The following is a 24,152-nucleotide window of genomic DNA, read 5'->3' as shown; positions in this document are numbered from 1 at the left end:
TTGGTTTGGGGTTCTACTATTCTAACACCCACTATTACCTTTGTCTGGGGGGGGGGGGGCGGCGGGGCCGCCCACACCCCCGCCCCCAGCCCGGCTATCTCATCACTCGAGTGCAGAGCCGTCAACCTGAGTGGACGCCACAGCGCAAGTTGGGCTCCTGCTGGCAGGTGAGACTTCTCTATTTCCGACGACAACGGCGCCGCTATCGATAACGGCGCGAGGAGATGTGCTGTGAGCAAGAAGAAGGATATCCATGTGGTGCCCCACGACAACGGCTGGGCGACCAAGCGCGAAGGTGCCAGCCGCGCCGGCGTGGTGGTGGACACGCAGCGCGAGGCCATTGAGCGTGCCAAGGGCCAGGCGCAGCGCGAAAGGGTGGAGGTGGTCATCCACCGCCCCGACGGCCGGATCCGTGACAGCGACAGCTATGGACGGGATCCGCATCCGCCCAAAGACGAAAAGCACTGAGGTCTGACCCGGCCCCGGCGTCAACGCCGGGGCCGATTTTTGCCTGCTCCGGCGAGCTTGCGATGTCGACGCCGGACGCCTGGCCCCGCCTGTCGCACCTACGTCGCCAGGGGTGGCGGGCCGTCTGCGCCGCCAGGCAACCTTGGCCGGAAAACCAGGCAGCTTCTATAGTCACTATGTCGAATACTCCTTGCCGACAGGCGGGGAGGCCGAACCGCTGCAGCGAATTGCGGTCGAGCACGCCACCCGGTCATCCGCGCCGCCACGAGGAGCCACCATGGCCCGCCTTACGCTTCAAGAGAAAATTGACACGGTCACTCGGCTGCACACCGTCCATGAATCCCTGGGCGAAGTGGATCCGGACGTGATTCAGATTCAGCATGATGTCGATGAGCTGCTAGCACGGGGGCGCTGGTTGATGTCTACGGAAGCCAATGGCCCGTGACGACGAACGAAGTCTCCCGTAAGGATCAGCGCCCGCCACACCGGGATTGGCATGGGTCACACCAGGAGTGGGGCTATCGCCCCCAGGCATTCCGTTGGGACGGCCATAAACTGGTCGGCATCAACTTCATTCCGCTGGCGCGGGAAATGCGGGCATGGCTGAAGCAGCGAGGTCAACTGCCGCTGCTGTCAAACGCGGACCTCACGACCACAGGCGGCTACACCAATCCCTTCACGTTTAGCGGCGGGTCGATTGCCCTGATCCTGGCCCGCGTCGTGAACGCCTACTACGATTACTGCACGGTGCCCTCGGCGCAGGACGACCCCATCGATGCCGAAATCGAGCGGCTCAGGCTGTACAACGAGGTGGTTCTTTACACCGCAAGAATGTGCGAAACCACGATCAAGCAGCTGCTCTACTGCACGCAGTTTCCTGAATCTAGGTACATGAAGAAAGCACTGGGACAATTGCTGGAGGCGCCGTGCACCACGTGCAGAAAAGAGAACGGTAAGAAGCCGCACTTGATCTCCTTGGTCGGCTCACTGGCGCACCCCTTCCACCTTTGTCTGGAGTTCGATCATTGCGCCATGGACCACATGGCGCTCGGCAACACGTTGAGGAACTCACAGGCCGCGCATTCGGGTATTCAAACCTTGAACATCCGAACCGCGGACGTGTCCAAGGCGGACCTTCGTTCGGGTTGCGACGAGGTCATGCAGGGATTCATCCACATGCTGTCGCACTTGGAAAAGGTCGAGGAGGCGATGTTGGACGATCTAGCGCAAAAGGGGGCGGCGATAGAACTCCTGCGGCGCAACGGCCTTCCCGCGGAGGAGGCCAACTTTCGCCTGATGCCCGGCGAACCCTTCCACCATGAAGCCAGGGCAGAACAACCCCCGCCCTAGGACCGCGCTGCCGGCCGTCGATGCTCCGTGATCAGCTCAATCGTCCCGTCACGCTCGGCGGTTGTTCCACGCGTCCAAGAACACCTGGACCGCTGCGAGATCGTCTGCATCGTGCTTCTTCTCCTTCACCATGCGTTCCAACTCCGCTCGGAACCAGCTCGTGTCGAAGAGGTCGAAGTTACTATCGACCTGCGCACGATACTGTCGTCGCGAGACGCGGTCGCCCAAGCTGCCGAAACCGCCCATTCCCGCTGACCACGATTCCCCGGTCAGGGCTTTGGCCAGGAGGATGAGGGTTTCCTCACGCTTCATCTGCTCTGAGAGCCAGGCCTTTACTTCGGCGCCGTCATCTTCGGCAAATTCCCGCCAGCGATAGAGGCTGAACATGAGGTCGCCTCGAACCAGAAGCTCGCCGTTGGTGGCGGCCCGACGAAGCCCATCCAGGGCCCGTTGCGTGAGGGGGGCAATAGCGTTCTCGGCCACCAGGCACGTGGAGAGGTCCACCTGCCTGCCTTCGCGGGGGTGATAGTCGGTGTAGGCAGAGGAAACAAAATCGGTCAGCCAACCCAGTGACGCACGCTCCGTCGCCGCCAGGTAAAGCTCGGACTTCTCCTGCAAGGTGAACCGCTCATCCGCCACGCGACGAATCAACCAGTGCAGCCGCATCCGCGTATCGGTAGCGCCAAAGCCGCGCTCTTCATCTTCGGTTCTGGTGATGTCGTCAGCCACCTCAAACACCGCGCACAGAAAATCCTTGGCCTGCTCTCGCGGGATCCTCCCTGCGTGGCTGGTTAGCTCACCCAGTACCACCGGGACCATCGATTGCTTTCCCTTCCTAATCTGCCGCGCGGCGCGGCGCAGCCGATCTCGGACAAAGTTCTGATCCCCGGCGTTGTTGATGAACTCTTGAATATCTGCCGCTGACATCGTGTCGTCACTGAGGGACAGCTTGAAGTAGGTGTCGAAATGCTTGCTCAGGCAGACGCGCCGTTCGGCATCCCACGCCTCATGGAAGCCCGAGTACGTCATGCTCTCCATGGCGGGAAAGAGCCGCTGCAAGATAATCTTTACGGCGGCTTGCCTAGCGTCTGGGATACCCGCGAGAAATGGCAGGAAACGATCATCGTCGCGCGACTTTTGAGACGCGGATGCCCCGGTCAGTACGTCGCGGTGATGCTTGATGGCATTGAAGAGACTGGACTCGTACAGGCGAAGCGTCTCCAGGGCCAGATAGTCGGCCAGGCTGACGTTATTGGCCACAGGCGGCCAGGTCACGGTCATCGCATTGATCAGCCGTGTCACGTGGCGGGGCGTGACCAGGTACGGCGCCACCGCGTCGTAGAACACGTTCATGAACCGAACGACATGTTCTTCGCTGGGTTCCCCGCAGATTTGTTCAACGGCCGACAGCAACGCGCTGTTGAGGTCGCTCCGGGCAGGCGGCGGCAGCTCGAAACTGGCCTGAATGATCTTTTCCAGGAAGTGCGGCCCTTCCGACGGGTAGCGGTCTTGGACTGCGGCGTCAGCAAGGACGCGGTCGAAGACCAGCAGATACATCACGTTGGGCAGTCGACCTACCGATTTTACTAGGCGGAAAATCGCGAGTGCCTCGTCCGGCGATAGCCGGTCGATGTCGTCGATGATGATCAGAAAACGACAGGACTGGTTGGCCAGGGCTTCCGATAGCGCGGCGAAGGTTTTTTCCAGGGGCGGCTTGTCAGGGAAGAAGCGCTTGGTAAACGCGGCGGACCCTGCGACCAGCGCGCCAATCCCGCCTGTCGTGGCCAATGCGACCGCACTGCCAATCACCGGGCCCGCTTGAAGGATGTGCCTGCCCAGTTCGGGCACCATGCCCTTGATTCGATCCCCGAGGGACTTCTTGAGCGCCCCGTTGAGCTCTTGCAGGAACGCCAGCGCAATGGCTTCTTCGCCTCGATACCACCAGCATCTGAAGTCCACGACCTTGAGTTTTTCGTCTTTGCGGGCGTCGAGCTCGTTGCGGATCAGATTGACCGCGCTGCTCTTGCCCGAGCCCCAAGGGCCGTTGATCGCAATGGTCGTTCCGACCGGATTGGCGAGATTCAGAAGACTGGTCGCTACGGCCCGCGCGAATGCACTAATGCCGTACTGGTCGTCGTCGGGACGTTCGATGGGGCTGTCATTGAAGTACTTGGACATGGACTTGTTCCTGTAAGCAAAGCCGGGCGGGCAATCGCAGGGGTGTTTTGGGGTGGCATGACCGCTCTGAAGACGCTGGGCGCGCCTGCGACGATAGTGCCCCCGCCCCGTGGGGCGGGGGTACCTGTCTCGATCAGCGCTTGCCGGCAATGAGCGCCGTCAGCGAGCCCTGGGCCAGTTCGAGCGTCCGCAACAGCGACCGCCGGGGTACGCAGTCCGGGTAGTGCTGCGTCACGAGCTCTCGCACCTGGTCCAGATCCGCATGACAGGCAACAGCCGACACCCGGGTCAGGCGGCCCGCGTCCTCCGGCAGGCTCCCGTAATAAAGCGCGTTGAACTGCTCGGCGGGGAGATCGCTGGTCTTGTACTCGCGCTGCACCCAGTCATCCAGATCGCAGCGGATGCGGTCGCACCGGTTATAGACGCCCTTGCGCTCATAGCTCTTGGCCAGGACGCCCTTGAGCAGCGTGGCGACCCGCTCATGGGCGTCCAGGGGCATGCGCGCATCCGGACGCCGCTGCAGCCCTCCGATCATCGAGCCGTACCCAATGGAGTTGCGGTAGGGCCGCAGCAGATCGTGAGGGCTGGGCCGCTCTCGCTTGCGCGTCTTCAACACTGCGCGGCCCGGCGTCACAAACACCGGCGCGTACGGGGCCGATTCGCCGGGCCAGGCCGAACTCACCAGCGGATCGGGCAGCGACTCCAGCGCAACCACGATGGTGTCCAGGCTCACCCCGTCCGCGCTGTCGGAGATCAGCTCCATCACCGCGTTGCCCGGGCTGTAAAGACCACCCCACGCGGAGCGCCGGAGATGCAGGCCGTGACGCGCGGCCCAGGCCTCGCGCTGGCTTTCCAGTCCCCGGATCGCCGCCGCATAGGGCTCATCAACGACGAGGAGCTTTTCCGTACTGGTCTCCTTCCAGACGCTCCAGTGGTCCAAGCCCGGGAGCTGCACGCCGGACCCAGCTATGGCCTCGTGCCTCTGGTTGGTGGGACGAAGGCCCGTCGCATCCATGAAGACCAGCGCCCGGGCGGCGGCGCAGACCTGGTCACGGGCGCTGGCCTGTGACGTGACGTCTTGCTGCCTTTCGAGGTGATCGATCGCGTCCCCCCGGAAATCCCGCAGAGCCCGGTGGTGCCGGAGTTCAGCGCGAGACACCAGGTCCGCCCAGGGGCGGGACAGCTCGAGCTTGAGGGTCTCGCGGCCCCGGGTCCGGCCGTCGCGATCACGCCAGTAGGACGTGATGTACACCGTCTGCCCGTGTCGCGCCCGCGGGGTGGAACCCCGGGCAGACAACACATTCTGCGCGTGCCGGAAATTCTGGAACGCGCCCTGGCGGGCGGCTTCGTCCAGGCTGAGGGTGTGGGTGATACCGCGTTCGCGCTTAATGGACTTGGCGAGGCGCTTGATGCCTTCGATAGAAGACGGGCGAACCGTGTTGTTCGACATGATGACTCTCCCAGCCCGGAACCGTACGTCACCCGTCTGCCGTGCGCTCGAGGCCTTGGAGTAGTCAGGTCGAGAACAGGAAAGTTTGCCTGGCAGTGCTGTTAACAGCTTCGCTAGAGACGGGTGGCCGGCTCCTGCCCGGAGCCGCAACAACACTCTAGCACCGGAGGGTTTCGGCCGCAAAACACCGTCCAAAGTGTTGACCGCAGGGGGAAAATTCCACGGCGCCCTCGAACACGATCCAGCGGTTTTGGCGACGCCAGCGGAAGCCAGAGACCTCCGCGGCCACCAGCCGTCCCGGGTTTGAACGTGTGTGCCTCGCGGGTAGCTCCCGTCTTGTGTGAGGAGATGAGCAAGGTGGCGCAGTTCGCACCCACCAGGGCGCGAGGCAGTCAATCGGCGCCGGAGGAAGCCTTGAAAACCCTTCAACTAACCCGCCGCGGGCCCATGCATTCTGAGCGCTCAGCGAACAGGACACATATCTAGGAGCGCACCATGGCGGCATTGCTAGTCACCTACGACCTCAACAGCCCTGGTCAGCGACATGCTGACCTCCTGGAGTTCCTGAAGAAGACTTTTGCGTGGGCCAAGCTTTCGGAATCGTCCTACGCGATCTCGACCAACAAGACGCCGGCGCAGGTGTTCGCGCAACTGAAGCCGTACATCGACAAGAACGATCAAATCTACGTCCTGACGCTCAACAGGCCCTACATCGGCCAGGGCAAGAAGGCGGTCAATGATTGGCTTGAGCAGCATCTGTAGCTGGAGGTGCTGATCCGGCAGATCTTGGGGGTCTGACCGCAGCCACAAATCCGTCACTACCGTGCGCCGCTATGAGGGGGCGGCGAACCGACTTGGAGTGCGCCACCACCGTCCCGTCGTGCGGTCGCTAATGTTCGAGCGTCCGGATGGTGCTCGAACTGCCGTTGACCTGGAACGGCCCTAACCAATTTGCGAGGACGTGGGATGGAAGTAGCAACATCGTCGCTGCGCTCAAAGCTTTCGGCATCCTTTCGGGCGTGGTGGGAAACCGCATCGCGACCGCTGCGCATCTTTACCGTCGGCGGGAGCACGGTGGGGGTCTCAGTACTCCTGATTCAGGTCTCGGGCCCGGACCGGCTGATCTTCGGGCTGATGGCCGCGGGCGGGATCCTGTTGACGGCGGCGTTTCTGCTCGACCTCTACCACGCGGCGCTACGCGCCTGGGAGTGGCCGCTGGGCAAGATCGTCGGCACCTTGGGCGCGACCATGGTTGTTGCGGTCTCCATGGCGCTAGCTTCTGTGACGGTGAAAGAAGCGACCGGCATTGATCCCGAGCACCTGAGTTACGCCGTCACTTTCCTGGCGCCATTGATGGCTGGGTTCCTGCTTACCGCGGGAACCATGCTGGTGGTCGTGGGCGTGTTCGTTTGGTTTGTCATCGAGAGCGTTTGGGGCGTACTGCGCTGGCGGTTTGGCTCGGGAACCGACGCCAAACCGGTGAACACGGACAAGGTGCTCATCCGCCTGGTCGGTGTCTTTGCGTTGGCGCTGACCACCGCAGTTATTTTCGACATCGGCCAGCACTCCTACAACGGGGTGTTGACCACGACCGCCCGCCGCTTCACGTATCATTTTGAAATGTATCCCAACGATGCCTGCGCCTTCGGTGGCGAGCGCGTCCGTCGTCTCACGGACGACATGGTTGCGGTCGGCCGGAGCACGGATCAGGGGCTGGTGTTTGAGCAGCGACCCTGTGCATTGGGAGAAACCGCCCAAGCCACCTTGGGCCGAGAGTCGGTTGGAACCGACCCGTCGCCAGAAGCGGCGACAAGCCCGCCCGATGGCCGCGTCGACGGTGATGAGGCGTTGTAGCTGAGAAGTGGCCCAGGCTGCCCGCAAAGGGTGGAAGGGCCTAGGCTTATTTGGAGGAGGTCGACATGACGGGATCGAGCGGGAGTGGTTACGGGGGCGGATTTCGCGACACGGCTGTGGCCTGCGACGCCTTGGTGATCGAAACACAGATCAGCTCGCCCAAGGCCGACGTGATCAAGGCTCTGGTCCGGGGCTCCATCCTCAATGTCGCACTTGACCAAGTCGGTGGCGTCAGCACGGTGGTGCTGACACACCAAGGCCAAGTAGCCGGAGGCATCGCCGATCCGAGCGTCCAGCGGCTGCGCGAATGCCTGACGCAAGGGACTCAGTACACCGCGACCGTGCGCACCGTGACCGGTGGCTTGGTGACGGTGCGTATCGCCCCGGTCCCGGGCACCTGAGCGCGCTTCCGGTGATCGAGGTCGTCGGCGGCGTCTACCGCGAGCTATGCATGCACCCCCGGTGGGACCGGTTCCTAGGTTCCGCGGGCCGAGGCGCCAGCGTCATCGCCGCGCTGGGCGGGGAGACACAACTGCATTGCTGCCTGTGCGACCTGTCTGGTCCAATCATCGAAGGCGCCGCAGCCCTCGAGGGGTTCGAGTTGCGGGCCACGGCCGTGGCTGATGTCGCCGGGTTCCACTACACCCATTGGCTCTCGAGGCCCGTCATCCACCGGCCCCCTACGCCGCCACCGACACTCCTAGTGGAGGCCGAGAGGGTACTGCAGTTCGGCATGCTTGAGACGCAGGCCACGGTGCACGCCAAACAGGTTGTCTACGACCCGCAGAACGTCGAGCACCCGGAATCGTTCCGTGCCTCGGGCTCCACCGCCGAGCGTCTTGCCCTGGTGATCAATCGGCACGAGGCGACCGCGCTGCTGGGGCGTGCGGACACGCCGGAGAGAATGGCCGAGGCCTTGGCCCAGCAAGAGCAGGCCGAGGTGGTGGTGATCAAGCGCGGCCCCTTGGGGGCCTTGGTGTGGGATCAGGGGCGGGTCCACCATGTTCCGGCCTACGACACGCTGGGCGTGTGGAAGATCGGCAGCGGCGACGTGTTCGCGGCGACGTTCGCTCACGCCTGGATGGCCTTGGGGCTGGACGCCGTCGGCGCCGCAGACCAGGCGTCCCGCGCCACGGCCTATTACTGCGAGAACCGGATCTTTGCGACTGCCCCCACGCTCGCCAAGTTCAGCCCGGTGGCGCTGAAGGCGTCCGACCGGTTCCGGGACGGGTGGCGGCCGACCGTGTACCTCGCTGGCCCGTTCTTCACTCTCGCCCAGCTCTGGGTGGTGACCCAAGCGCGTGAGGCGCTGCAGCAGATGGGCCTGAAGGTGTTCTCGCCGTACCACGACGTGGGCCACGGCTCCGCGGAGGACGTGGTCGACAAGGATCTGCAGGCGATCAAGGATTGCGACCTGGTGCTGGCCATCGTGGATGGCCTGGATGCGGGCACGCTGTACGAGATCGGCTACGCCCGGGCCATCGACCGCCCGGTCGTTGTGTACTGCGAGCAGGAAAAGCGCGAGGACCTGAAGATGATGGAGGGCTCGGCGTGTCACCTGGTCGCCGATTTCACGTCCGCTATCTATCGCACGGTCTGGGTGGGAGCGGCGCTGTGAGGCAAGCGCTGCTTCTCTCGGGAGGCATGGACTCCATTTCTGTGGCGTGGTGGCTTCGGCCCGCCCTGGCGTTGACGATTGACTACGGCCAACTCGCCGCGACGGCCGAAATCCAGGCCGCTCGGGCGGTCTGTCTCCAGCTGGAGATCCCCCACGAGGTCATCACCGTGGATTGCCGAGCCCTTGGTTCGGGCGATATGGCCGGACAGCCCGCCGATGCCTTGGCCCCGGCCAGCGACTGGTGGCCCTACCGCAACCAGTTGCTGATCACCTTGGCCGGCATGCGCGCGGTATCGCGCGGTGCCGAAGCGTTGCTCGTGGGCGCCGTGGCCTCGGACGGCACACATCAAGACGGCACTCCCGCCTTCATGGCGGCCATGGATCAGGTCATGCGGGTGCAGGAGGGCGGACTGACCGTGCGCGCACCCGCCATCGGCCTAACCACTGTGGAGCTGGTGCAGCAATCGGGCATTCCACGCTCGCTGCTCGCCTGGGCGCACAGCTGTCATCGATCGCACGTTGCCTGCGGCCAGTGCCGGGGCTGCAACAAGTATTTCGAGGTGTGGCGGGAACTCGGCAATGACGTGGACTCCGCTGCCTGAGCCGCGGCCACGGCCGCAGGTCCAGCCTTACACGCCCTATGTATGGCCTGCGGGCGACTTCGTGGCCCTGCCGCAGCCTGCCGAGGGCGGCGGCCCCCCGATGTTCGAGGCCCTGGCGCAGCGGCGCAGTGTCCGGGAGCTCAAGGCCTTGCCCGTCGAAGCGCTTGGAGCGCTGTTCTGGCACAGCCAGCGCCGTCTCGCGTGGGCCCCGTCCCCCTTGGGGTTCGAGCTCGAACGTCGGCCCGCGCCGTCGGGCGGAGCGATCCACCCCATCCACGTGCTGGCATTTGATCCGCAGACTGGTGCATGGGGGCGGTACGACGGTGTCCGTCATGGACTGCACGATCTCGCGGACCAGATGCCGATGCTAGAAGGCCTCGTCGAGCAGGCGCGATCGATCGTCGCTGACCCGGAGGCGACGCTGCTCTGGCTCGTGGCCGAGCCGGGCAAGACGGAAGCCAAGTACGAGCACTCGCAAAGCGTCGTATGGCGGGACGCGGGGGTGCTTCAGGGCTACTTGGTAGCGGTCGCTGCCGGCTTGGGCCTTGGCACGTGCCTGCTCGGCATGACCGGCCAGGCCTGGGCGGCGCGCTTAGCGGATCAGGGCCAGCTGGCGGGCGTGGGGGCGCTCTGGGTTGGCGGGCGGACGTGAGGGCGCGTGCCGTGCCTTGAATGCGCTCTCTGGCATCGCAGAGAGAATCTGCGCAACTGAGTTCCGCGACGCCATCATCTCGTACCACATCAACGCATCGAGCTCAGAGGCACGGACGCCCAGTCCCGCGCTGAACGCCAGGAACTGGTCTTCCAGTTCGCGGTAGTGACGCTCGACCGTCAGCTCGGCATCGAAGAACCCGGCGAGCACACCGGCGCGCAGGATGTGGATGTCCAGGATCGCCACGTCATCGGCGTCCAGCCAATTGCGGGCGACCCACGAGGCGGTCTTGAAACCGATGCCAGGGATCTTGGTGAGCCAGTCGCGCAGGATGCGCCCCGACTGCTGAGGCGCGGCCTCCGCGGCCAAGGTCTCCAGCGCGGCGGATAGGTACCGGGCCTTCTGGCCGGCGAAGCGGTAGCGGATGGAGCGGTCTTCCATCGGCATGGGCTCGGAGAGCCACGCGAGGAGTGTCTCCGCCGGCGGCGGCTGGTCAGCGAACGCGCCGCGGCGGCGCAGGTGTTCGAACGCCACGACGCCCACCTTGGCGGGGATGCCATGCCCTCCTAACAGGCAGGCGCCGACTTCTTCCTTGAGGCTGGTCCCCAGGCGATAGCGGATGGCATTTCGCTCAATGCGGCGGGCCATGACCTGATAGGCCCAGTAGGCCGGGGTCGGGAAGGCGGCGACGTCGCCCCAACGGACGCCCGGCATCACTTCAGCCTCCGGTTCCGGAAGCTCGATGTTGACGTTCACCGATCCCAGCATCACGCAAGCGCGCTGCATGGCTTCTCCCCACACCTTCCGGCAAATCCGTTGCCTCTCACCGCCCGGCCATCACAACGCGCGGGCGGCGCCAGGACCATCCTCGCATGCCGAATCAAGTCTGGCAGCGGAGGGCTCTTTCGCTCTTGCACAGTCTATTGCAAGTTTGCACAATGTCAACATGAATCGAGACCGTTCCCTGCAGCTGCTTGGGCGACTTTTGTCAGCCCGAGTCATTACGCAAACCGCTATTGGCGAAGCTTTGGACATCCATCCGTCCCAGGTCAGCCGCATCTGCGCAGGCGACTTCAAGCGGCTGGACGGCAATGCACTGCGGGTATGCAAATATGCACAGCAAGTTGCAGCCAGGACCCAGACGGGACGCGGAGCCGGCCGCGTGGCCGGGGAGCTAGAGGGAAAACTCACCCAACTGCTCGTGGCCAGTCCCGATGCCGCCTTGGCGGTCGGCGCCCTGATTGATGCCCTGCTGGCGACCTCCCCTGCAGATACCGCCGCGGCTGGCGCCTGAGGCGCGTCGCGTCTTGCATCGGCGCCGCCTGCGCTAGCTCTCGCTGGGGGTCCGTCGATAGAAGGGCGCAGGGTTCAGCGCCAGCTTCCAGTCGGGAACCGGGTCCTCGGGAAGCAATGCCATTAGGCTCAACGGGACAGTGGTCAGCTCCGGCTGCGACTGCAGCTCAGCCAGGATCGCCCGACAGGCGCGGTCTGCTTGGGCTTTGGGCGTTGTGACGGCGACCACCCAGTTGGGGTGATCCAGATGGGGCTCAAGCCGCATGTCGACCAGGTAGGCCTCTTCCACGTAGTGAAGCTTGGCCAGGATCTGCCGAAAGGTAGCAAGCAGCGCGTCGGGAACATCCACTGGGTGATCCACGGCAATCTTCGGCCCACCCGCGTAGTCGTCAGTCTCCACGACGGCCATTGTCCCGTTCGCGAGGAGCACGCGAACCTCTTCGGGGTAGAGCTTGCACCAGTGGTTGTTGGGATTGAGGATGAGGGTGGCGCCGAGCGAGAGCTCGAAGAGCTGTCGACCACTCAACTCCACGATCCGGACGCGACCACGGCCTGCGGCCTTGGCCTTTCCCATGTCGGAAAAGAAGGGAAGTAACAGCTCTCCGTCCGGGGCATTGAACTGGATGAGCCGAAGACGACCGGTCGTGTCAGCCAACGGCGCGTGGGCAAACACGCGCGCGTCGAGCAGTGCTCGGAAGAACTCCGGCTCCAATCGCTTGTCTGCGATCGATGCCTCGAGCAAACGATTGAGTTGCGACGATGGAGTGCGCATACGCCGAGCACGAGCAAGCAACTAGGGGCCCATATTTTCGCGCAACCTGTCCAGCTGCGGGAGTGGTCCGCTGCATTACCCAGTCGCACGCACTTGTGACTTCGCGCCTTGATCTTTTCTTTGCGTTCAGTTTCATTCACGACTACGCCCACGGATTGCTGCGGCAGTACCTGCCGCACGGAACGGACCTGTCGGTCCATTCCCAAGCCGCGCTAAACAAGATTGCATTAAGCTCGTATCCGCGTCCCAGGGAAACCTTGGGCTTCAGAACGCCGGCCTATCGGCTGAGCGAGTGTGTTGCGCCGACCGATTGAGACCGCCGTCTGTTGAATACAACAAAGTCCGTTGGTGTCTATGAAGCCCGGGGCGATTCAGGGATGGCACGGCTTTGCGTCTTCTTGCTGCTTATGCTGGCCGGCTGCAGCCAGACGACGAGGCCCGATTTTGCGCGGCTCTACGCTGATACAGGCAGCCAACAGCCCCCCGTGGTCGTCATACATGGCGTGCTTGGCGCGCGCCTGGCCGATTCCGAAGGCCGCGAGCGCTGGCCGGGTGGCGTGGGTCGGCTAGCCCTGTCGGACTACGACGATCTCGCCCTGCCGATCGACCCGGTGAGCCTGCGGCCGCGCGACGATGGCCTGCGGCCCACCGACATCTTCGAGGGTGCCGCCGGGCTCGATTTCTACGGAGCCCTGCTGCGCACCCTTGAACAGGGTGGCGGTTACCGCCGCGCCAAGGTTGGCGCGCCGCCGCCGGCCGGCCGGCACTACTACGTCTTCACCTACGATTGGCGGCAGGACAACATCGACAGCGTCCGTGCGCTGGATGCGCTGCTTGCGCGGATTCGCGCCGACCACGGCGATCCTGGCCTGCAGGTCGACCTGATCGCACATTCCAACGGCGGATTGATCGCCCGCTACTACGCCCGCTATGGCGCCGTCGACCTGCTGGACGGCAATCAGTTCGTCGTCACGCAGGCCGGAGCCCTGCGGATTCGCAGGATGGTCCTGCTCGGCACGCCGAACTTCGGTTCGGTCGGTGCGCTGCACGGCATGATCGTAGGCCGAAAAGTGGTCTTCGGGAGCATGATGCCCGAAGTCCTCATGACCATGCCGTCGCTCTACCAGCTGTTCCCGCATGCGCTCAACACTTGGCTGATTGGCCACGACGGCCGGCCACTGGACAGGGATCTTTTCGATGTCACGATCTGGCGTCGGTTCGAATGGGCGGTGTTCGACCCCGAGGTGCGCGCGCGCATCCGCAAGCATCATTCCGGGGACGATCCCGAACGGTACCTTGCCACGCTGGAGCGATATCTGGGCCACCACCTCGAGCGCGCGCGCCGCTTTACCTGGGCGCTTTCGGTTCCCGAGCCGACGCCAGGTATTGAACCCATCGTGTTCGGTGGAGACTGCGAACTGACGCCGGCGCGAATGCTGGCCGAAGAAGTGGCGGGAGAAACCGTGCTGCGGCTCGATCCAGGCGAAATAAGGAGGCCGCTGCCTGGCGTTGATTACGACCGGCTGATGCTGGAGCCCGGTGACGGTACGGTCACCAAGGCCTCGCTGCTGGCGCGCGATGTGCTTGACCCGTCCCGTCAGCGCCATGCGTACAGCCACTTCCCCCATGACTACGCGTTTTTCCTCTGCGTCGCCCACGACCAGCTGACCGGCAACACCAGCTTCCAGGACAACCTGCTGCACGCCCTGCTCAGCATCGACCGGTGATCAAGACCCGTGGGGGTCCGGCTACTTCCTGGCGAGCGCCCGGCCAGCAGGATCGCCACGACGACATGCGGCGCGGCCGCAGGCCACCACAGAATCCCGACGGATCCATGCGTGATGCCGACGAAATCCATGTAAACCGCGGCGAGCGCGCTGTAGAGCGTCATTCCCTGCAGCCCTCGCCCGGTGCTGCCGGGCCGGCACGCCGACACGCCCGACCAGGTCGTGCCCAGCGAGACCTCGGCCAGAGGGGACTGCAGGCGGGAAACCACGGGCATCCCTTGCAAGGCGGGAAGCGACGGGGTGCCGCTGTGCCTTTGGCCTGGCCGGCAGGGTTCCTGGATCGGTTCTGGGGCCGGGGCGTGTACCCGAGCGTCCGCTGGCCGCGGTCAGCCTCGAACCGCTGGGTGGGCGGGCATTCGCAGGGACTTCTGGTTGGTCGCACTCACTTCTGAATCTGTCAACCGCCGCCAACCAGGGCGACCGCGCTGGCGGTGTGATGCGGCGAACGGTAGGGGCGCTGCCGCCAGCGACTGGGATCGACGCCGCGTCCGCTGATCGAGGCGATGGCAGCGGATTCCAGTGCTTCTGCTTCGCTGGCCTCGGGCAGGATGCCGGGCATGCGAGAGGCCAGCAGGGTTTTGCCGCAGCCGGGAGAGCCCAGCAGCAGAAGATGGTGGCCACCTGCTGCGGCAATCTCCAAGGCACGTCGGGCGTGTTGCTGACCACGCACATCGCTGAGGTCGGCTAGCGCAGCCGGCTCGGTTGGTGGCACCTGCGCATCGGGTAGCTGCTTGCTGCCGTTCAAAGCGGAGCAGACTTCCAGCAGGGTACGTGCGACTTTGACTTCTGCGTGTTGGGCGAGTGCGGCTTCCCCCGCGTTGCCCGGTGGAACGATCAGACAGCGTCGGGCGCTGGCGGCTGAGATGGCAGCAGGCAGTGCGCCATCTACCGCACGCAATTCACCGGTCAGTGCCAGTTCGCCGATGAACTCGTAGTTGGTCAGCGCGTTGCGGTCGATCTGACCGCTGGCGGCGAGAATGCCCAGTGCGATCGGCAGATCAAAACGGCCGCCTTCCTTGGGCAGATCGGCCGGCGCCAAGTTGATGGTGATGCGGCGTGCGGGATAGTCGAACTGCGCGCAGAGAATGGCGGCACGCACCCGATCGCGCGATTCGCGTACGGCCGCTTCGGGCAGGCCGACGATCTGGGTGAAGGGCAGGCCGCCGGACAGGTGTACTTCCACCTGCACCAGCGGTGCATGCACACCCGCGCGGGCGCGGCTGTGCACCAGCGCCAGGCTCACCGCCCGGCGCTCAGGTGTTCTTGTCGGAGATGCGGTTTTCCAGCGCGACGACTGCCTGTTCCAGTGCCTCGAGCTTTTCACGGGTGCGCAGCAGTACGGCACGCTGCACTTCAAATTCTTCGCGGGTGACCAGGTCCAGCTTGCTCAGCCCGGCCTGCAGCGCGGTCTTGAAGGTGGCCTGCAGTTCTTCGCGCGATTCGCGCAGACCTGGCGGCACCAGGCTGCTCAGGCGGCGGGCCAGCTCGTCGATGTGGTTGAGGTCGATCATGGGGTTTCTCCGCAGGGTTGAGCCGAGCCTAGGCGGCGGCTGTTGGTTGCGGGCATCGGTATCCGTTATTGCCAATGGTAAGGATAGTCCGGAACCTTGCTAGTGGCACGCCAGCCTGCACGGTATGCTGCAGGTATCACCCAAGGAGCCGACCAATGAAGATGATCATGGCCATCGTCAAGCCGTTCAAGCTGGACGACGTGCGCGAGGCGCTTGCCGAACGCGGCGTGGCCGGTATCACCGTCACCGAGGTCAAGGGCTTTGGTCGGCAGAAGGGCCACACCGAGCTGTATCGCGGTGCCGAGTACGTGGTCGATTTTCTGCCGAAGGTGAAGATCGAGGTCGCGGTCACCGATGCGCAGGCTGATGAAGTGGTGGAGGCCATCGTCAAGGCTGCTGGCACCGGCAAGATCGGCGACGGCAAGGTGTTCGTGTACGACCTGGGCAGCGTGGTGCGGATCCGCACCGGCGAACTGGATGGCGACGCGCTTTGAGGTTTCGGGGTTTGGGGTTTTGAAGCTTTGAAGCTTTAGAGCACCCCTCCCCAACCCTCCCCTGCGCTATGCGCAAGGGAGGGGGCCAAGCTCTGCTCCCTCCCTTTGGCGCAGCCAAGGGGAGGGTTGGGGAGGGGGAGCTTTGGCTTTGGCTTTGGCCTTAGCCTTTGATCCGCCGATACAGCCGCTTCCACGCATTCCGCACCGCCTGCACCCAGCCCGGCTCGGCCAGCGCCGCGGCCTGTTCGGCACTGGGCTTCTGTCCAGTCAAACGCTGGCGCATCTTCACCAGGTTCTTCATGTCGCTGCGGCGCAGTTGGCGCGAGATCGGCCAGTTGCGCAGCCAGCGCGGCGAACGCAGCGCCGAGGTGAAATCCAGCAGCACCGGCACACCCGCGCTTACCACCACATTGGTGCCATGCAGGTCGTTGTGGGTAATGCCGGCCGCATGCAGGCGGGTCAGTGCGCTCTGCAGTTGGTCAAACACTTCCTGGCTCACGCCCTGCACGCCTGCGCTCAAGGTGTCGCCGGGGACGTATTCCATGCCCAGCGCCAGACCACCCAGGCTGCCCAGCAAGGCCGGGGCATGCTTCCAGCCCTGCAGGCGTCTGAGCACCCTTGCTTCGCGGCGCACCAGCAGGCGCGCTACCGGCGACAAGGGCGTGCCGCGGTAGCGGCGATAGTCCTTGACCACTGCCGGGCGGCCGTCCAGTTCGGTCCGGTAGACGTCAGGTTCCAGCAGGCGTTCGCCACGCTTGAGCAACTGGTTATCGGGAACAACGACATGTTCGCCGTCGAAATTGGGCAGTGTGTCCATGCAAACCTTCCTGACGCGGGCAACGGCGCGGAAAGCGTCTTGCAAAGCCGGTCTAACGTGCCCTGGGCGGGCGGGGATGTGCGGCAATTATAAAACTGCACAGTCCATGAATTGCTGAATGTAAAAAAATGTAGGAATCACGTGACGGAAATGATTGTTGCGATCACGCGGTTGTCACCGTCTGGGGCGTGTGCGCTGCGTCAGGCCCTGAACGAAAAACCCCACGCCATTGCGGGCGCGGGGTTCGATTCACAGCGCTGGCAGCAGGCTTACTCGCCCAGTGCCTTGGCCACGAACGGCGGACTGACCAGTGCGCCGGTGTGCAGCGGGGCGGTGTAGTACAGCGTGTCGAACGGCTTGGCGGCCGAATCGGCCTCGCGGAAGCCGAAGCCGAAACCGGCCTGCTTGCTGGCCACGGTCACCGACCACCAGCCGGTCGGGTAGCACGGCTGCGGGAACGGCAGGGTCTTGAACGACTGGAAGCCGGCCTTGCCCATTTCCGAACGCATGTCCTTGATCAGCTCCAGCAGGGCCAGCGGCGACTCGCTCTGCTGCACCAGCAGGCCGTCGTCCTTCAGGGCGCGGAAGCAGCTCTCGAAGAAGGACTTGTTGAACAGGCCTTCGGCCGGGCCAACCGGGTCGGTGGAGTCGACGATCACCACGTCCACGCTGCCCGGGGCGCAATTGGCCATGTACGCCACGCCGTCGTCGAACAGCAGCTCGGCGCGCACGTCGCCGTTGGATTCGCACAGTTCCGGGAAGTACTTCTCGGCCATGCGGGTGACCTGCTCGTCGATATCGCACTGGGTGGCGCTTTCCACGCCCGGGTGCTTGAGCACCTCGCGCAGGGTGCCGCAGTCGCCGCCGCCGATGATGACCACGCGCTTGGGCGCCGGGTGGGTGAACAGCACCGGGTGGCTGATCATCTCGTGGTAGAAGAAATTGTCCTTGGTGGTCAGCATCATGGCGCCGTCGATGACCATCAACTTGCCCCAATCGGTGCTGTCGTAGATCTCGATCTTCTGGAACGGCGACTGCACTTCGTCCAGCTTGCCGGTGATGCGGAAACCAATAGCCGAACCGGTCGGCTGGAAGTGTTCGATGAACCAGTTTTCGTTGGAGGTCATGATGATTCCTGGGTGCTGGGGCTGTCCTTCTCCCACCGGGAGAAGGTGCCCCGAAGGGGCGGATGAGGGTAAGGGCGAAGCCTGTCACAGTCAGGTTTCACGCTTGCCCTCACCCCCGACCCCTCTCCCGGGGGGAGAGGGGAGGTAGTGAGGGCGCGGATTGTAACGGACCCTTGCCCCGCTAGCGTTAGAATGCGCGTCCTTATTTATCCACAGCTGAGAGTTGCTACGCCGATGAGCGATTGGTCCCTCGAACAGGCCCGCAAGACCTATTCGATTCCGCACTGGTCCGACGGGTATTTCGACGTCGATACCGCAGGCCACCTGGTGGTCCGTCCCGTTGGCGCCGAAGGCGCGGCGGTGTCGTTGCCGCAGATTGTCGATTCGGCGCGTGCCGCCGGCGCCAAACTGCCGTTGCTGGTGCGCTTCCCGGACATCCTCGGCCAGCGCCTGGGCAAGCTGCAGGCGGCGTTCGCCCAGGCCCAGTCCGACTGGGACTACGCCGGCGGCTACACCGCGGTCTACCCGATCAAGGTGAACCAGCACCGTGGCGTGGCCGGCACCCTGGCCAGCCACCACGGCGAGGGCTTCGGCCTGGAAGCCGGCTCCAAGCCGGAGCTGATGGCGGTGCTGGCGCTGAGCCGGCCGGGCGGGCTGATTGTCTGCAACGGCTACAAGGACCGCGAGTACATCCGCCTGGCCCTGATCGGCCGCAAGCTCGGTCTGCAGACCTATATCGTCATCGAGAAGCCGTCCGAGCTGAAGCTGGTGCTGGAGGAATCCAAGGCGCTGGACGTGATGCCGGGCCTGGGCGTGCGCATGCGTCTGGCCTCGCTGGGCGCCGGCAAGTGGCAGAACAGCGGCGGCGACAAGGCCAAGTTCGGCCTGTCCCCGCGCCAGCTGCTGGACCTGTGGAAGGCCCTGCGTGACACCGAGTACGCCGATTGCCTGAACCTGCTGCATTTCCACATGGGCAGCCAGATCAGCAATGTGCGCGATATCGCCAACGGCATGCGCGAAGCCACCCGCTACTTCGTCGAGCTGTCGCAGCTGGGCGCCAAAATCAGCCACGTCGATGTCGGCGGCGGCCTGGGCATCGATTACGAAGGCACCCGTTCGCGCAGCTACTGCTCGATCAACTACGGCCTCAACGCCTACGCCAGCAACATCGTGCAGCCGCTGGCCGAGGCCTGCGAAGCGCATGGCCTGACCCCGCCGCGCATCATCACCGAGTGCGGCCGCGCAATGACCGCGCACCACGCGGTGCTGATCGCCAATGTGTCGGAAGTGGAGCAGGCCGCCGAAGGCCGCGTGCCCGAAGCGCATGACGACGAGCCGGCGGCGATCCGTCACCTGCGCGAGATCCACGAGGAGCTCGACCAGCGCCCGGCGGTGGAACTGTTCCAGGAAGCCCAGCACTTCCATGCCGAAGGGCTGAGTGCCTATGCACTGGGCCAGATCGACCTGCCGCAGCGTGCGCGCATCGACGACCTGTTCTACGCCATCGCCAACGGCGTGCGCGCACGCCTGAGCTATGACGAAAAGAGCCATCGCCCGGCGCTGGATGAATTGAACGACCGCCTGGTCGACAAGTACTTCGTCAACTTCAGCGTGTTCGAGTCGATCCCGGATGCCTGGGCTATCGATCAGGTATTCCCGATCGTGCCGATCGAGCGCTTGAACGAGCGTCCCGAGCGTCGCGGCGTGATCGCCGACATGACCTGCGATTCCGACGGCATGGTCAAGACCTACGTCGAGAACGAAAGCCTGGACAGCTCGCTGCCGCTGCACGCGGTGCGTCATGGCGAGAGCTACCGCATCGGTTTCTTCCTGGTCGGCGCCTACCAGGAAATCCTCGGCGACATCCACAACCTGTTCGGCGATACCGACGCGGTGGAAGTAGTGGTGGATGCCGATGGCTACGTGATCACCCAGCAGCGCCGCGGCGATACCACCGACGTGATGCTGGACTACGTGGGTTACAGCCTGGACGACCTGCGCGCCTCGTACCGCAAGCGCGTGGCCGATGCACAGCTGTCGGCCGAACGCGCCGCGGAGTTGGACGCAGCGTTGGAAGCCGGCCTGACCGGCTACACCTACCTGTCAGACGAACCGCTGGCCTAACAACGCAAGCGAGATAAAAAGCCCCTCTCCCGTTCACGGGAGAGGGGTTGGGGTGAGGGGAAGCTTGTAGCAAGCGAACCCGACTTACCCCCGAAACACCTGAAACCCAGCAAACGACTGACTAACCGGCATCAACTCGATGCGGTTGACGTTCAAGTGTGCCGGCAGCGTTGCCACCCAGAAGATCTGCTCGGCGATGTCTTCAGCCGTCATCGGGCTGGCACCGCCGTACAGCTGATCGGATGCGGCCTGATTGCCATGCGTACGCACCAGGGTGAACTCGGTTTCGGCCATGCCCGGTTCGATCGCGGTCACGCGCACACCGGTGCCGTGCAGGTCCGAGCGCAGGCCCAGCGAGAACTGGCTGACGAAGGCCTTGGTGCCGCCATAGGCATTGCCACCCGGATACGGATACAGCGCAGCGGTGGAGCTGATGTTGATGATCGCGCCACGGCGCTCTACGAGCTTCGGCAGCAGGTGATGGGTCAGCGTGACCAGTGCGGTGATGTTGGTGTCGATCATCGTGCGCCAGTCTTCCAGGCTGGCGTGCTGGGCGGCAGCGGTGCCTTGGGCGAGACCTGCGTTGTTGACCAGCAGATCGATGTCGCGGAAGGCGGACGGCAGGGCGGCCAAAGCGGCTTCCATTGCAGCGGCATCGCGGATGTCGAAGGCGGCGGCGTGGATCTTGTCGGCGCCGAATTCTTCCACCAACGGCTGCAGGCGTTCGGCACGACGACCGGTGGCGATCACTTTCCAGCCCGCGGCAGCGAAGCGACGGACAGCGGCGGCGCCGAAGCCGGAAGTGGCGCCGGTGATCAGAGCGGTCTTGGACATTGCGGAATCCTTGGGGCAGGGGATTTCGATTTTCGCACTTTGGGGCTTTGGGGGTGTGGGGCCGAAGGCACAAGCAAGAGCCAAGGCCAAAGCGCGCCCTCATCCCAACCCTTCTCCCGCAGGCGGGAGAAGGGCTAAAGCCAAAGCTCAAAGCTCAAAGCCAAAGCCAAAGCCAAAGCCAAAGCCAAAGCACCCCTCCCCAACCCTCCCCTGCGCCTACGGCGCAAGGGAGGGAGCAAAGCGCGGCTTCGCTTTGCGTCGCTGCGACCTGACCGATCGCACAATTAGCCCCCTCCCTTGCGCCGTAGGCGCAGGGGAGGGTTGGGGAGGGGTGCTCTTTGCAGGGAAATCAACGGCGCAAAGGAAACCAACTATCGAGCAAACGCCCGCTCAAAGCCTCAGGTGCGCTGCACGTACCAGGACTGCAATGGCACAAACAAAAACCCCGACATCAACCGATATCGGGGCTCAAATAGTCCTGAAGTTCCGCTAGCGATCTGTACCTAGCAACAGCCCCCTTTTGTAAAGGGGGCGCGCCGACAGGCGCGGGGATTTGGATGTAAAGAGCACGGGGCCCAAAGTTTGTTTCACAAACTTTGGGGTGAAGCCGCCGTAGGCGACTTCACTGCGCCTTGATCGCCATCGCCTGCAAACCCGTGCCGTTGAGCTTGGCCTTGGCTTCAGCCAGTTCGCTGGCGGTGCCATACGGGCCCATGCGCACGCGGTACACGGTGTTGCCGTTGATCTGCGCCGATTCCACCCGCGCCGCCAAACCCATCATCGCGAGCTTGGCCTTGGTCGATTCGGCATCACCCGAAGCGCCAAATGCACCTGCCTGCAGGATGTAGCGCACGTTCTCGGTCGCAGCTGCCGGTGCGGCAGTTGCAACAGTTGCAGCCGGAGCAGGAGTTGTCGCTGCAGGCGCCGGCTTGGGAGCCGTAGCTGCAGCGGCCGGGGCATCGTTGGCAACCTGTGCCGGACGCGCTGCCACTTCGCTGACCGGCGCCGGCTGGCGAGCGGTCTCGCTCACCGGTGCCGGCAACGGACGCCCTTCCAGCGCAGCCTGCGCACGCTGGGCATCGGTTGGCGGGGTGGCCGGCGTTGCCGCCGCAGTCGCGCGCGCGGCAGCCGCACGGCGTTGTTCCTCGGCCTTGGCACTGGCTGCCAACTCGGCATCGGACATCTGCACTTCCGTGCCTGGCAGCAGGGTGTAGAAGTCGTACTGGGTGGCTGGCTTCTCTTCCGGCTTGGCACCGGCAGGCGTGGCTGGCTTGTTCGATTCCACACCGGCGTCGACGTCGGCATCGGCAACCGGCGCCGGCTGTGCGTCCGGGTTGGGTTGCGGGCCTACGCGCAGAAAACCGTCGCCGTCCTTCTTGAACAGGTTGGGCGCCGCCAGGAACACCACCGCCGCAATCGCCACGCCGGCAACCAGCCACACCCAGCCGGGCGTGCCATTGTCGTTGTTGCGCCGGGCTTGGGTTTTGCCGCGTCGTGCTGCCATGTCTACTGCGTCTCCAGGTGTTTACATCTTTTCCGGGGCACTGACGCCCAGGATGCTCAGGCCATTGGCCAGGGTCTGCCGTGCGGCGCTGGCCAAGGTGAGCTTGGCGTTGCGCTCAGCAGCATCATCCACCAGCACGGGGGTGCCGTGATACCACGTGTGGAAAGCGTGTGCCAATTCACGCAGGTACTGCGCGACCTGGTGCGGTTCCAGCGCGATGCCGGCCGCTTCCACCACTTCCGGATAACGCGAGATTTCGTTCATCAATTCCAGCGAAGCGTCGTCGCCCAGACGCGACAGCGCGGCCAGTCCCTCGGCTTGCTTGTAGTCCAGGCCCTTCTCCTGCGCCTGGCGCAGCAGCGAGCAGACGCGGGCATGCGCGTACTGCACGTAGAACACCGGGTTGTCGCTGCTCTGCTGGCGGGCCAGGTCGATGTCGAAGGTCAGCTGCGAATCGGGCTTGCGCGCGATCAGGAACCAACGCACCGCATCGCTGCCCACTTCCTCGATCAGGTCGCGCAGGGTCAGGTAGCTGCCGGCACGCTTGGACAGCTTCACTTCCTCGCCGCCGCGCATCACCGTCACCATCTGGTGCAGCACGTATTCCGGCCAGCCCTTGGGAATGCCCAGGTCCAGTGCCTGCAGGCCAGCGCGCACGCGCGCCAGCGAGCCGTGGTGGTCGGCGCCCAGTTCGGTGATAGCGCGTTCGTAACCGCGCTGCCACTTGCTCAGGTGATAGGCCACGTCCGGCAGGAAGTAGGTGTAGGTGCCGTCGGACTTGCGCATCACGCGGTCCTTGTCGTCACCAAAATCGGTGGAGCGCAGCCACAGCGCGCCGCCTTCCTCGTAGGTGTGGCCGGAGCTGATCAGCTGCTGCACGGTTTCGGCAACCTTGCCGTCCTTGTACAGCGAGCTTTCCAGGAAGTAGATGTCGAAATCCACGCCGAATGCGGCCAGATCCAGGTTCTGCTCGTTGCGCAGATAGGCCACCGCAAAACGACGGACTTCTTCCAGGTTCTCGGCATCCTTGGCGCCGACGATCTGGCTGCCTTCCAGGTCCACCGTCTCACCCAGCAGATAGGCCTTGGCCACGTCGCCGATGTATTCGCCGTTATAGGCTTCGGCTGGCCACTGCTCGTCGCCCGGCTTGAAGCCGCGAGCGCGCGCCTGCACCGACTTGGCCAGGTTTTCGATCTGCACGCCGGCGTCGTTGTAATAGAACTCGCGCTTGGCGTTCCAGCCGTTGACTTCCAGTACGCGGGCGATGCAATCGCCGATCACACCAGCGCGGCCGTGGCCGACATGCAGCGGACCGGTCGGGTTGGCCGACACGTATTCGACGCCGACGCTGCGGCCGTTGCCACTCAGGTTGCGACCGTAGTCTTCGGCTTCCTTGAGCACGCTGACCACTTCGCGCTGGTATGCCACCGGCGAGAGTTTGAAATTGATGAAGCCAGGGCCGGCGATCTCGACATTGACGATGTCGTCGCTGGCCGGCAACGCGGTTACCAGCGCCTGTGCAACGGCGCGCGGATTGCTGCGCGCGGCCTTGGCCAGCAGCATGGCGGCGTTGGTGGCGAAATCACCGTGTTCGCGGGTCTTGGGTCGTTCGACCACGAAATCCGGCGGCAGGGTGTCGGCAGGCAAAGTGCCGTTGGCGCGCAAGGCTTCGATGCCTTGGCCGATGAGGGCGCGGAGTTGGGCTTTCACGTGGACT

Annotated in this window: 23 protein-coding genes and 2 pseudogenes; 14 read left to right on the top strand and 11 right to left on the bottom strand. The window is 64.3% G+C overall.

Features of this window, described 5'->3' with window-relative positions:
• Positions 1 to 231 precede the first annotated feature (231 nt).
• The 3 genes from ACVOLZ_RS16230 (at position 232) to ACVOLZ_RS16220 (ending at position 1,818) form a co-directional block, all read left to right on the top strand.
• Positions 232 to 468, top strand: a complete 237-nt coding sequence (locus ACVOLZ_RS16230) for a DUF2188 domain-containing protein (protein ID WP_005411400.1) — start codon at positions 232 to 234, stop codon at positions 466 to 468.
• Positions 469 to 745: 277 nt separating this feature from the next.
• Positions 746 to 913, top strand: a complete 168-nt coding sequence (locus ACVOLZ_RS16225) for a hypothetical protein (RefSeq protein WP_005411399.1) — start codon at positions 746 to 748, stop codon at positions 911 to 913.
• On the top strand, positions 910 to 1,818 hold the full coding sequence (locus tag ACVOLZ_RS16220) for a hypothetical protein (RefSeq protein WP_005411398.1): 909 nt from the start codon (positions 910 to 912) through the stop codon (positions 1,816 to 1,818). Before ACVOLZ_RS16225 ends, ACVOLZ_RS16220 begins: the two co-directional genes overlap by 4 nt.
• Before the next feature lie 48 nt (positions 1,819 to 1,866).
• Here the strand turns inward: ACVOLZ_RS16220 and ACVOLZ_RS16215 are convergent, their stop codons facing one another.
• Together ACVOLZ_RS16215 and ACVOLZ_RS16210 are read right to left on the bottom strand one after the other, a co-directional pair.
• On the bottom strand, positions 1,867 to 3,996 hold the full coding sequence (locus ACVOLZ_RS16215) for a KAP family P-loop NTPase fold protein (RefSeq protein WP_005411397.1): 2,130 nt from the start codon (positions 3,994 to 3,996) through the stop codon (positions 1,867 to 1,869).
• A gap of 133 nt (positions 3,997 to 4,129) precedes the next feature.
• Complete coding sequence (locus ACVOLZ_RS16210; RefSeq protein ID WP_005411396.1) at positions 4,130 to 5,446, bottom strand: DUF5623 domain-containing protein; 1,317 nt, start codon at positions 5,444 to 5,446, stop codon at positions 4,130 to 4,132.
• Between the two features lie 495 nt (positions 5,447 to 5,941).
• On the opposite strand from ACVOLZ_RS16210, the gene ACVOLZ_RS16205 reads away from it, so the two are divergent.
• The 6 genes from ACVOLZ_RS16205 to ACVOLZ_RS16180 all read left to right on the top strand — a co-directional run bounded on the left by ACVOLZ_RS16205 (position 5,942) and on the right by ACVOLZ_RS16180 (position 10,172).
• A complete protein-coding gene (locus tag ACVOLZ_RS16205) occupies positions 5,942 to 6,208 on the top strand; it encodes a hypothetical protein (protein ID WP_054662511.1) in 267 nt (88 codons plus the stop codon).
• A 204-nt stretch (positions 6,209 to 6,412) separates the two neighbouring features.
• Positions 6,413 to 7,300, top strand: a complete 888-nt coding sequence (locus tag ACVOLZ_RS16200; RefSeq protein WP_162486348.1) for a hypothetical protein — start codon at positions 6,413 to 6,415, stop codon at positions 7,298 to 7,300.
• 65 nt (positions 7,301 to 7,365) lie between these two features.
• Positions 7,366 to 7,701 (top strand): hypothetical protein, encoded by a 336-nt coding sequence (locus ACVOLZ_RS16195; RefSeq protein ID WP_054662517.1) that lies wholly within the window; start codon positions 7,366 to 7,368, stop codon positions 7,699 to 7,701.
• A 332-nt stretch (positions 7,702 to 8,033) separates the two neighbouring features.
• Positions 8,034 to 8,918, top strand: a complete 885-nt coding sequence (locus ACVOLZ_RS16190) for a PfkB family carbohydrate kinase (RefSeq protein WP_481517026.1) — start codon at positions 8,034 to 8,036, stop codon at positions 8,916 to 8,918.
• Entirely contained in the window at positions 8,915 to 9,520 is a 606-nt protein-coding gene (locus ACVOLZ_RS16185) for a 7-cyano-7-deazaguanine synthase (RefSeq protein ID WP_481517025.1), read from the top strand. Before ACVOLZ_RS16190 ends, ACVOLZ_RS16185 begins: the two co-directional genes overlap by 4 nt.
• Entirely contained in the window at positions 9,498 to 10,172 is a 675-nt protein-coding gene (locus ACVOLZ_RS16180) for a nitroreductase family protein (protein ID WP_005411390.1), read from the top strand. The genes ACVOLZ_RS16185 and ACVOLZ_RS16180 overlap by 23 nt, the downstream gene beginning before the upstream one ends.
• Here the strand turns inward: ACVOLZ_RS16180 and ACVOLZ_RS16175 are convergent.
• On the bottom strand, positions 10,113 to 10,928 hold the full coding sequence (locus tag ACVOLZ_RS16175) for an 8-oxoguanine DNA glycosylase (protein WP_232282059.1): 816 nt from the start codon (positions 10,926 to 10,928) through the stop codon (positions 10,113 to 10,115). The genes ACVOLZ_RS16180 and ACVOLZ_RS16175 overlap by 60 nt on opposite strands.
• Between ACVOLZ_RS16175 and ACVOLZ_RS16170 the strand changes: the two genes are divergently transcribed.
• Positions 10,915 to 11,466 (top strand): hypothetical protein, encoded by a 552-nt coding sequence (locus ACVOLZ_RS16170; RefSeq protein ID WP_198283852.1) that lies wholly within the window; start codon positions 10,915 to 10,917, stop codon positions 11,464 to 11,466. The genes ACVOLZ_RS16175 and ACVOLZ_RS16170 overlap by 14 nt on opposite strands.
• A 33-nt stretch (positions 11,467 to 11,499) precedes the next feature.
• Here the strand turns inward: ACVOLZ_RS16170 and ACVOLZ_RS16165 are convergent, their stop codons facing one another.
• Positions 11,500 to 12,237, bottom strand: a complete 738-nt coding sequence (locus ACVOLZ_RS16165) for an enhanced serine sensitivity protein SseB C-terminal domain-containing protein (RefSeq protein ID WP_005411388.1) — start codon at positions 12,235 to 12,237, stop codon at positions 11,500 to 11,502.
• A 149-nt stretch (positions 12,238 to 12,386) separates the two neighbouring features.
• On the opposite strand from ACVOLZ_RS16165, the pseudogene ACVOLZ_RS16160 reads away from it, so the two are divergent.
• Positions 12,387 to 12,551: pseudogene (locus tag ACVOLZ_RS16160) on the top strand (IS30 family transposase); the annotation flags it as partial.
• Between the two features lie 84 nt (positions 12,552 to 12,635).
• Positions 12,636 to 13,964, top strand: coding sequence for an esterase/lipase family protein (locus ACVOLZ_RS16155; protein ID WP_157173542.1), 1,329 nt, complete (start codon positions 12,636 to 12,638; stop codon positions 13,962 to 13,964).
• Between the two features lie 460 nt (positions 13,965 to 14,424).
• On the opposite strand, the pseudogene ACVOLZ_RS16150 reads toward ACVOLZ_RS16155, so the two are convergent.
• Both ACVOLZ_RS16150 and ubiK read right to left on the bottom strand, forming a co-directional pair.
• Positions 14,425 to 15,267: pseudogene (locus ACVOLZ_RS16150) on the bottom strand (YifB family Mg chelatase-like AAA ATPase); the annotation flags it as partial.
• Positions 15,268 to 15,277: 10 nt separating this feature from the next.
• Entirely contained in the window at positions 15,278 to 15,535 is a 258-nt protein-coding gene (ubiK, locus tag ACVOLZ_RS16145; protein WP_481517024.1) for a ubiquinone biosynthesis accessory factor UbiK, read from the bottom strand.
• A 155-nt stretch (positions 15,536 to 15,690) separates the two neighbouring features.
• Here ubiK and ACVOLZ_RS16140 point away from each other — a divergent pair, with 155 nt between their 5' ends.
• Positions 15,691 to 16,029, top strand: a complete 339-nt coding sequence (locus ACVOLZ_RS16140; RefSeq protein ID WP_057628415.1) for a P-II family nitrogen regulator — start codon at positions 15,691 to 15,693, stop codon at positions 16,027 to 16,029.
• Between the two features lie 160 nt (positions 16,030 to 16,189).
• Here ACVOLZ_RS16140 and ACVOLZ_RS16135 read toward each other — a convergent pair whose 3' ends face one another.
• Together ACVOLZ_RS16135 and speE are read right to left on the bottom strand one after the other, a co-directional pair.
• Positions 16,190 to 16,846, bottom strand: coding sequence for an RIO1 family regulatory kinase/ATPase domain-containing protein (locus ACVOLZ_RS16135; RefSeq protein ID WP_481517023.1), 657 nt, complete (start codon positions 16,844 to 16,846; stop codon positions 16,190 to 16,192).
• 269 nt (positions 16,847 to 17,115) lie between these two features.
• Positions 17,116 to 17,973, bottom strand: coding sequence for a polyamine aminopropyltransferase (speE, locus tag ACVOLZ_RS16130; RefSeq protein WP_481517022.1), 858 nt, complete (start codon positions 17,971 to 17,973; stop codon positions 17,116 to 17,118).
• Positions 17,974 to 18,207: 234 nt separating this feature from the next.
• On the opposite strand from speE, the gene speA reads away from it, so the two are divergent.
• Entirely contained in the window at positions 18,208 to 20,097 is a 1,890-nt protein-coding gene (speA, locus tag ACVOLZ_RS16125) for an arginine decarboxylase (protein ID WP_481517021.1), read from the top strand.
• A gap of 84 nt (positions 20,098 to 20,181) precedes the next feature.
• Here the strand turns inward: speA and ACVOLZ_RS16120 are convergent, their stop codons facing one another.
• The 3 genes from ACVOLZ_RS16120 to argS all read right to left on the bottom strand — a co-directional run bounded on the left by ACVOLZ_RS16120 (position 20,182) and on the right by argS (position 24,145).
• A complete protein-coding gene (locus ACVOLZ_RS16120) occupies positions 20,182 to 20,931 on the bottom strand; it encodes an SDR family NAD(P)-dependent oxidoreductase (RefSeq protein ID WP_481517020.1) in 750 nt (249 codons plus the stop codon).
• 622 nt (positions 20,932 to 21,553) lie between these two features.
• Complete coding sequence (locus ACVOLZ_RS16115) at positions 21,554 to 22,435, bottom strand: SPOR domain-containing protein (RefSeq protein WP_481517019.1); 882 nt, start codon at positions 22,433 to 22,435, stop codon at positions 21,554 to 21,556.
• A gap of 21 nt (positions 22,436 to 22,456) precedes the next feature.
• The gene (gene argS, locus ACVOLZ_RS16110; RefSeq protein ID WP_481517018.1) at positions 22,457 to 24,145 is read right to left on the bottom strand and encodes an arginine--tRNA ligase; all 1,689 of its coding nucleotides are present in this window, start codon (positions 24,143 to 24,145) and stop codon (positions 22,457 to 22,459) included.
• Positions 24,146 to 24,152: the final 7 nt, after the last annotated feature.

The organism is Stenotrophomonas sp. STEN020 (assembly GCF_056760195.1).
The sequence above is the reverse complement of the archived record's forward strand: the minus strand, read 5'-3'. Positions and strand labels throughout refer to the sequence as shown.